General features: G+C 56.0%; 4 protein-coding genes. 1 reads left to right on the plus strand and 3 read right to left on the minus strand.

The window, feature by feature from the left end:
- Positions 1-323 precede the first annotated feature (323 nt).
- From ACLHIL_RS05295 to ACLHIL_RS05305, 3 genes are all read right to left on the minus strand, one after another.
- A complete protein-coding gene (locus ACLHIL_RS05295; protein WP_411296912.1) occupies positions 324-1,298 on the minus strand; it encodes an ADP-ribosylglycohydrolase family protein in 975 nt (324 codons plus the stop codon).
- A 231-nt stretch (positions 1,299-1,529) separates the two neighbouring features.
- On the minus strand, positions 1,530-1,847 hold the full coding sequence (locus tag ACLHIL_RS05300; RefSeq protein WP_411296913.1) for a hypothetical protein: 318 nt from the start codon (positions 1,845-1,847) through the stop codon (positions 1,530-1,532).
- Positions 1,848-2,252: 405 nt separating this feature from the next.
- Positions 2,253-3,365 carry an endonuclease/exonuclease/phosphatase family protein gene (locus ACLHIL_RS05305; protein WP_411296914.1) on the minus strand — a complete coding sequence of 371 codons (1,113 nt, stop codon included), beginning with the start codon at positions 3,363-3,365 and terminating at the stop codon, positions 2,253-2,255.
- A 311-nt stretch (positions 3,366-3,676) separates the two neighbouring features.
- On the opposite strand from ACLHIL_RS05305, the gene ACLHIL_RS05310 reads away from it, so the two are divergent.
- Positions 3,677-9,625, plus strand: coding sequence for a S8 family serine peptidase (locus tag ACLHIL_RS05310; protein WP_411296915.1), 5,949 nt, complete (start codon positions 3,677-3,679; stop codon positions 9,623-9,625).
- Positions 9,626-9,685 lie beyond the last annotated feature (60 nt).

The following is a 9,685-nucleotide window of genomic DNA, read 5'->3' on the forward strand; positions in this document are numbered from 1 at the left end:
TAACCTGCGATTGTTAGCACTATTGAGCAGAATTAACCGGCTCCCCATCAAGGAAATCTCGCAATCTTACGAGGTTCTCCTCGTTCGGATCATATATACGCGCCGCCACAATCGACCCATCCGTATTTTTATGGAAAGTGGATAATAAAGCGCTAGCCGCCCAGCAGACACCTGCTATCCTGCTGCATTTGCACGCGCTCCCCGTCGCACATCTCCCTTGGGAAATTCTCTCTCCTTTGGAAATCCCCTGGGAATAACATGAATCAGCACGTGAGCAAGCAGAGATTTTCTCTGATTATCTCCACCTGCCTGGCATCGGGTATTTAGAATCCGCGCGGCTTAGATTTGCGCACAATCCGCTCTGCCATATTCGCCAGATCTGCTCCCGTCATCCCAGGCCAGCCGTGTACGTCTGCTTTCCATTGCTCCGGGATTGCTTTTTCTCCCCAACGAGCACCCAAGAGCGCCCCCGCAATAGCCGCAATCGTATCGGTATCCCCTCCGAGCTTAACCGCAGTGCGAATTCCGCTATATACCGCCGCCTCTCCGAGGTATTCCCGAGTGGAGTGAACGGCATACCAGGCACATTGTAAAGCTGAAACGGTATATCCATTCGTATGCGGATCCACTAAGCCGTGTTCCGCATCGGCGATAGCTGTACGCCACAGTGACCGCGACTCATGCAAGAGAAGATCCAATCCCGCCTGAATATCCAACACCTCATCGGTGATGGCGAGTCGGATCGCTTCGCTCCACAATATGCAGGACTCGGCTACAAGGCGATCAGCATGAGTCAATTCAGCCATGAGGCGGGCAGCGTGAGCGGTCTGCTCGCGATCCCACAGGAAACACAGCCCGACGGGTGCCGTGCGCATCAAAGCACCGTTGCCAGCGGCCCGCTGCGTTCGCTCAAGATATTCGCGGGCCGCCGTAGTGAGGCGATCCGAGACGTCTCCCGTCATTCGCGTCGCCGCTGAAATAACCGCGCGCGTTTGCGTGCCAATATCCGTCGCCCCGTTGCGCATCCAGTCAATAAAATTCTGCCCCACTGCGTCACAGGCCGCCGCCGACGTCAAGCGAAGTCCTGAATCAGCAACCCGTGCGATACAGACCATCATCTGCGTATCGTCTGACCATTCGCCTGGCTCATACGGGCCTAAACCGCCGCCAATCATCTGAGGATCGCGCGGGGCATCGTCGAATTCATAGGGAACACCTAGCGCATCGCCGCAGGCACTGGCTAACAAAGCGCCGCGAGCGCGATCTACTACGCCTTCTGTCACTTCCGTATCACACATCGTGCTCCTCCTTGAGCTTCCTAGCTAAACGTATCCTGCTTGTACCCGTGCGAGCGCCGAATTCCTGCCATGTAATGCGCCCTGCTTGACTGTCTTGCCAGGCAGTTCTTCGTTTCAGCCATACTGATAAGGAGATTCATCCTGACGGGGCAAGCAGGTAGTGACGCATAAGCAAAACCTAGCTATCTTGCCGAGACGGCGAGATAGCTAGGGCACGCTATCCCACGAGAGCTAACGCAGATCTGGGCGGGCCTCCACTGGCACAGCCTCGACGCGAATCTCATCAACATCCGGCACTGCCGTACCGCGATCACGCACAGCCCCTTTGACGGAATCCTTTGCCTCGTGGAACTTTGATTTTGCCGCGTCTTGAGCGTTGTGCAGCGTCTGTGACGCCTGGGAACGGACCTTATCCCGCCCCTTTTGTGCCGGCTTGGAGTTCCACACCTTCTTCGAGATTTTCTTGATCTGCTCGTAGCGCTCACGCCCTGCGCGTGAACCGAGTACGTATCCCACGCCAAATGTTGCCAAGGTCCTGAACATTGCCATCGTTATCTCCTTTTGCGGGCAGATAGTCATTCTCTCAGCGATACTCGCCTGCCGAGCCTGCCGCGTGTAGCCGACCTCAACAGGTACGCCAGACGCCGGAATCGCTAAGACCTGGGGCTAGTCTACCGACAGACGCAAGATATATGCGCCGTGTTTCACAGAATGCGCGCTCCGCTGAATCCCTATGTATTCAATGGTTAGGCGTGCGTACCCGCGCTGGCGCACTTTCCAATAATGGCCATACCGGCCTATCACATTCCTAGTTATCGCGTTCGCGCCTATCGCATGCCCAGTTAGGGCGAATCCAGCGATCTATATGGTGTTCACCTATCCGCACCTGTCTTGAATGGCATATATAAACTCGCTATCTATACCTAATGCGCCGCCACCGCTATACCTGGCGCCTTACTGCGAGCGCGGTTCTAAGCGAACAATAATGCCACGATGATCGGATTCGCCGACTCCTATCAGGGTGGCTGCCACTCCCTGATAGGAGTCGTCATGTAACACGCGATCAATCGGCGCCCCCAATAGTGGAGGCAAGGTGCTCGGCCATGTCCCCAAACCCGCCGAACCGGCTTCCGCCATCGCGTCAAAGCAGTTCGCGCCAACCGCCAATTCATGATCTTTCGTCGAGTTAAAATCTCCGGCGATGATATATGGTCCAGGCTGATCGCATAGTGCATAGACCTGACGAATATGCGAGCGCCAAATATCAATTGTCGCTGGCGAGGGGGCAAAGGTGTGTACCGCATAAATCGTCGGCCCAGAACCATTTACTGGCACAATGCGAACCGCAGATTCTTGTGGCAAGCCCGAATCGACGTGGGTGTATTGCCCGAGCGCTGCAGAAACTAAGACAACCGTGGAGCGAAAATCTGGCTGATATTGATCGGTAGCGGTATCAAATTGTTGGAATTCCATTCCCGCCTCAGCCAGGGCAGCATTAATCTCTTTGCCACGTTTCGTTGAGGTTTCGGGCAAGACGAGGAGATCTACCCCATTTTCTTTGACGACCTCACGCAGCGCAGTGACGTCGATACGACCGCCTTGCGTATTGTAGGACAGCACAGTTATTGCCCCAGTTCCCTGACCGCTCGCTGTTATTCCGGTATCTAGGGGAAGCTGGCCAGGATTGGCGATACCGCGCGCCCCGATCAACACCCCGTGGGCGAGTGCGCAACCTCCCAAGATGACTGCTAGCCCCACAGCAATCCGCCCTTTTCGGCATACAGCCCACCGGATAGCTGCCAAAATTGCACACAATAATCCAAGAACACCGAAAACAATGACAAGCCATCCACGCAGTGCGATGATGTTTGCCCAGGGAGCGAGCACGACGATATGTGCCGTCAGAGCGCACACGTCAGGACGTATGGTTACCGCCATCAGCGTGATAACACATACCGCTAGTATGCCCCACACATATTTCATCCCTCGCCGTTGTGAATACCGGCCATTAGATCTGGTTGTGGGATTTATTGGATTTTCCTCGCCCTCGTGCGCCCGTCGGAGCATACTCACCACCTCTCCCGACTATCGCCGTCATTATCTCAAGCACATTCTGCCGTTCATTCTCTGCGGTTGACTCTACGAGATCTACCCGTCGATCCCTGATACCAACCTGCATTACTGCCAGTATCTGGCGGTTAAAAAGAGGGAGAACAATCACAATCGTGCGCCCAAATTGCGGCTTTGTTTATTATTTCCGATTTCGCACAGGGAATACCCTGCTTTTTGCCGCGTTTTACATCTCAGAAAATGAACGTTTCTTTCGTCAACCTGCCGATTCTGGCATTCTTACACCACTCTGGATAAATGGAGGAGCAATGAAAACGTTTAGAAGAGCACTCGTTGCGGGCGCGACAGGAGCACTCGTCCTGTCCGCTGGGATTTTGCCCGCCGCAGCAGAGCCCGTGCCGTTTTCCGATACGGCCGGTACTCCCGCAAAGCCGGGCGCAACAATTAGCGCCAGCGATGCGTTAACCCCGCACAACGAAAAAGTCGTTGTTATTTTGAAAGATCAGCCGACCACTCTGTCCGAATCGGCAGAGTCTTCTCGACTGAGCACCCAACAACAGCTTATTGACCAGTGGAAGAGCGAATACGGCTTGGTCGTTGACCGTCAGTTCGCATACCTCGTCAATGGCTTCTCCGCGACGATCCCCTCGGATAAGCTGCTCGCTTTCAGCCAGCTACCGGAGGTCGAATCCGTCCGTAAAGAACGGCTTTACTATCCCACTCAGACCTCCGCACGCGAGATGGAAGGCGTATCAAGTGCTTTCCACAAGTACGGCGTTGATGGTACGGGAACCGTAGTTGCCATTATTGATTCCGGTGTTGACATCACGCACCAGGATCTGCGACTCGATAACGGAGTCTGTGAAAAATCCAAGCTCAAGCCCGATGCCACCCACTCCATGACCTGTAAAGTTCCCTACGGCTACAACTACGCCGACGATAACTGGGAAATTCACGACACCACCGGCAGTGACCACGGTCAGCACGTCGCCGGTATCGTGGCAGCAAATGGCGCAGAAGGTCCGGAAACCCCGGATACGGCAAAGACGGGTCGCATCGATGGCGTTGCCCCGAATGCCCAGCTACTGGCCATGAAGGTCTTCTCCAACTCGGGTGAACGCGGCGCTTCCGATGCCGATATCGTTGCCGCTATTGAAGATTCGGTCAAACTCGGCGCCGATATTATGAACCTTTCACTCGGTTCGCCAAACGGTCACGCCAACGAATCTGACGGTGTTGCCCGCGCCATTGCTGCCGCACGCGACAATGGTGTTTTGGCTGTGATTTCAGCCGGTAACTCCGGTTTGAACTTCTCCCCCACGGGCGGAATCGATGACATGTTCGGGCAGCTCGACGACGGCACGCTCGGCGCCCCCTCAATCCAGGCAGACTCTTTCTCGGTTGCCTCGATTGATAATTCCCACCGCATCGTCCCCGTCGGTTACTGGAATGACAATGGAAGCCAGAAGGATATGCCGTATGCCTTGGCAACCGGCGAAGCTGACGGCAAGGAATGGCCGCTCTTCGACGCCGGCCTATCCCGCCCCGAGGATTACCCGGCTGGCACCGATCTGACCGGCAAGTTTGCCCTGATTGAACGCGGTGAGATTTCCTTCGCGGATAAGTACGCCAACGCGGTGAAGAACAAGGCCGCTGGTGTCATCGTCTTCAACTCGGAAGCTGGCGGCGATACCTTCCTGTCAATGGGTGGCCTCGATAAGTACACCTTCTTATCAGCCTCGGTTTACCGCTCCCACGGTTTAGCAATGCGGGAAGCCCTGAAGGCCGGCCACACCGTCACGGTGAAGCTGACCAAAGATCAGCAGGTCATCGTCAACGCTGAAGGCCTGCAGGCTTCGGACTTCACCTCATGGGGCCCCTCGCCGACGCTTGATTTCAAGCCAAATATCGCCGGTGTTGGCGGCTCGGTGTACTCGACGATCAACAACAACAAGTACACCACTATGTCCGGTACCTCTATGGCGGCACCGAATGTTTCCGGTCTGTCTGCGCTGGTCGTTGAGAAGTACAAGGATCAGTTCCAGGGGCTCTCCGGTCGGGCACTGACCGATCGCATCGAGATCGCCCTGCAGAACACGGCAATGATCCCGAAGAGCAAAGAAGGGGTCCCGCTTGCTCCACGCCAAGTTGGCGCTGGTTTGGCCAATATTGATCTCGCATTGAGCAATAGCGTCTTTGCTACGGTGAACGGCTCTGGCGATGTGTCCTTGCGCGAAGTCAAGGGGCCGGTGAACTTCACCGTTCAGCTAGAGAACACTGGCACTGCTCCGGTGACGTACAACATCCCCAAGCAAGAGGTCCTCAACGAATCCAACACCAAGGATGCCAAGACGACCACGTCAATCTCCAGCGAAACGCTGACCGCTTCGGCGTCCACCGTGACGGTTGAGCCGGGTGCAAAGGCGAACGTGACCTTCACGCTGACGCCGAACACCTCCACCAACCACTTCATTGAGGGCTGGGCACGCTTCGAATCCGCAACGAAAGACGCGCCAAATATCGCCGTTCCTTATCTGGGCTTCGTTGGCGATTGGAACGCCGAACGGATCATCCTCGAAGAAGGCAAGGTCTGGGCAAAGGACGTCAACGAGTCTGAATCCACTCTGGTCACCACCGTTTTGAGCATGACCGTTCCGGTTAAGGGTCTAGCCGCATTGAGCGGAAAGCCCGACGCGGAATTCTGGCTCTCCCCCAATGGCGATGGCGACGCTGACGTTGTGGCTCCAGCTCTGGTATTCATGCGCAATGCCAGCGAAGTCAAGTACGACGTATTGCACGCCGACGGCACTCCGGTACGCACCATTGGATACGAACAAGGTTTGAGCCGCGTCACCGCTGGCGACGCAATCCAGGCCGGCAAAGAAGGCAATATTGCCCACGTTGCGGAATCCCATGTATTCGATGGTTTAGAGTGGAACGCCGCTCAAGGTAAGTTCACTCCGGTTGCTGATGGTCGTTATATCTACCGCGTCTCCGCTCGCCTCGGTGAGGGATTCGATTGGCAGACCTACGACTTCTCCTTTGGCGTGGACGGAACCCCGCCGCAGATCGTCTTTGAGTCATACGAAAACAATGTCCTGACGGTCAAGATTGTCGAAGAAGGCTCTGGTCTGGCTGCCGCTCCGGATGTGGTTGACGCCGCCGGTAAGGCAATGGAATACACCGATCTGGGTAATAACCGCTACGCCATCAAGGTCAGCTCGCCGACGGATTCCGTCACGGTATCCGCTTTGGATCGTGGCTTCGCCCTGGGGGTTGGATCATACGTTTTCGCTAAGGACGCGATCATCGTTTCCTCTCGCGAGTTCTACAACGACGGTCTGGTTGGCCCATCCACCAATGGCGTTTCCGATGGCAAGCTGCGTATTCAGGGATTCGTCTCTGATTCCGTGAAAGAACTGACGGTCGCTGGTCAGCCAGTTGAAATTACTGCTGGTCGCTTCACCGCTTTCGTTCCGCTTACCGAAGGCCCGAACACCATTGAGCTGGTCGGCAAGAATGCTGAAGGAAAAGAAGTTGCTCACGACACCCTCAAGGTCACGTATGATTCCAAGCCACCGACGCTTGAGATCACTAACCTGACCGCTAAGGGCGGCGTCGCACTAGAAGGTGGCAAGGTCACCGTCCGCGGCAAGGTTGCTGACGAACGTCAAGGGGCAAAGCTGACGGTTAAGGTCAACGATCAGGACGTCACAGTAAATCCTGACGGCACATTCGAATACTCCTTCGCTCCTAAGGACGATCAGGTAGCCGTCCCCGTCGTTGCTGGTGATGGCGTCAATACGACGACTAAGTCCGTCGCCATTGACGATCGCGCTCCGGCAGATCCCAAGACGGCAATCCCGAATATCACCAATGCAAAGTGCTCGAACGGGTACTCCACCTGTCTCGTTCCGGGTGGCTCTCCAGATTACGCAGACGGAGTGTTCACCATGCGCGGCGAAGGTGCGGTTGGCGTTAAGAAGATCATCTTCACTCAGCGCCCACGGGTTGAAAACGGCGGCTTCGTTGCCGGTGATCCGATTGAGGTTACTCCGGATGCTGACGGAAAGATCACCGTCAAACTTCCGGCCAAGACGGGCATCAACCCATTCAAGGTTGAGGTAATTGGCACGGATGATAAGCCGATGTACACCGGCGTTCTGCGCCTGTTCGTCGATGCTGCTGTGCCGAGTATCCAGTTCGATAGCCCGAAGCTGATCGGTGGAACATTGTTCACCAACAAGCCGGACGTCCCCTTCACTGGTAAGGCCTCCGATGACGGCTGGGGTTACACGTTGAAGATCAACGATTCGACCCTAATCGAACTGTTCAACTACACCGGCCACGGGCCAGTATCTAACGAGCGTGCGTTCAACCAGGTTGTCAAGGTTGCCGACGGCAATATCTTGGAAATCCTGCTCACCGACACCCTCGGCAATGCCCTGTTGGCATTCGTTCCGGTGGTGCTGGATGAGGCAGCTCCGCAGATCACCCACTCCGTCGCTGAAGGCGCTGTCGTTCGCGATAAGGCTCCTGTTGTGACGAAGGCAAGCGATCCTAACTTGGCCTCCTTGAACGTCCGGTTGACCGGCAAGGACGGCGAAGTTCTCAACGAGACTCAGCAGACCAAGCTGGTCACGAAGGAAACCCCGGTTGAGGACGCGCTGAAGAACATCAGCGGCGGCAAGGTTCCCGAGAAGGCTGACGTTTCTGGAACGGTCACCAAGCCGGAAGAAACTGAGCTGACCCACACGATCGACACCTCGAAGTTGAAGGGTCAGTACACCCTGACGGCAACGAGCACCGATCTGGCTGGTAACGTCACCACCTCGGCGGTCACTTTCACGGTTAACGCTGATCCGGTTATCACTGCACCAGATCCGATGTCCTTCGAGATGTTCCGTGAGGAACTGGCCGATCAGGATGGCTTGCGCGCCAAGATCCTTGAACAGGTCAAGGTAGAGGACGACGATCCGATCGCTAAGGATTCGGCAAAGCCGGCCGCTGGCGAAACCACCGTGAAGCTCGCTGAGGGCACTGTGTTGGTTCCGGGGGCAAATACGGTGACGATCATCGCCACCCAGGCTGACGGATCCACCGTGGAGAAGAAGATCACGGTCAATATCGCGATCAAGAACGTCACCTTGACGGATAAGGGCGTATCAATCACTGGTCCGTTCCGCTCCGATGACGCTCTGACGGTGACCACCGAAAATAATGGCACCATCGTCAAGCTGTCGAATAAGGATCCCTACGCAACTGAGCGTGGCACGATCTCTATTCCGGCGGCTGAGGGCACGAAGGTTTACCTGGTAACACCAGATGGAAACCGTGTCTTGGTCAATGCCACCTGGGCAGATGGAAAGCTCACTTTCGAGGGCTACTCGCGCTCGACCTACGAGCTGGTTGCCGCTACTAAGCCGGATCCGGGGCCGAACCCGAATCCTGGAACGGATACCTGCACGCCTATTGCTCGCCCAGCTACCCCAGCCACCCCAACCGCTCTGTTGGGTGAAGCAACGGGTGATCGCACTGCCGATCTGTGGTCCGTCGATAACGCTGGTCGCCTCCACTTCTACGTGGGTAAGGCCGATGGTCAGTTGGCATACCGCGGTGTTGTCGGATGTGACATGTCGCAGGTGACGGCGTTGACGCCAATTTCCGACGTCAACGGTGATAACCGCGCCGACGTGCTCGTCCGGTACAAGGATGGTTCGTTGAACTACTACTACTCGGCAGGCGACGGCTTCTTGACCTATGGCAAGAAAGCTGGAAAGAACTGGAACGAGGTTGACAACATCACCTACGTTGGCCGCCTCGGTTCCGACGGGGCACAGTACGTGATCGCCCGCCATGTTGCCACTGGCGATCTGTACCGTTACCTCTTGTCACAAGACGGTCTGTTGAACGGTGTCAAGATCGGTCACGGCTGGTCAGGAATGCGGCAGATCCTCGGTGCCGGTCAACTTGTTGGCGATGGAAATGCTGACGTGATCGGTATTGGTGCTGATGGCGTCTTGTACGCATACAGCGGCACGGATGCACTGACGTTGAAGAATGCTGGCACAGTGGGTCACGGATGGGGAACCTTCCAGATCGCGTTCGTGCCGGGCGACGTCACAGGTGACGGTCTGATGGATCTGTACGGTATCCGAGAAGACGGAAACCTGTTCTTCTACAGCAACGTCGGATCGCAGTATGGCCCTGCCAAGCAGGTTGGTCATAACTGGTCGCCTATGGTTGCCGTTGGCTAATGAGTGACTGCTGGCTAATCGCCTAAGGTGCGCTAACTAGCACAACAATGATTGTGGCGG

Source organism: Trueperella sp. LYQ143 (assembly GCF_046599595.1).
In the GTDB taxonomy this organism is placed as follows: Bacteria; Actinomycetota; Actinomycetes; order Actinomycetales; family Actinomycetaceae; genus Trueperella.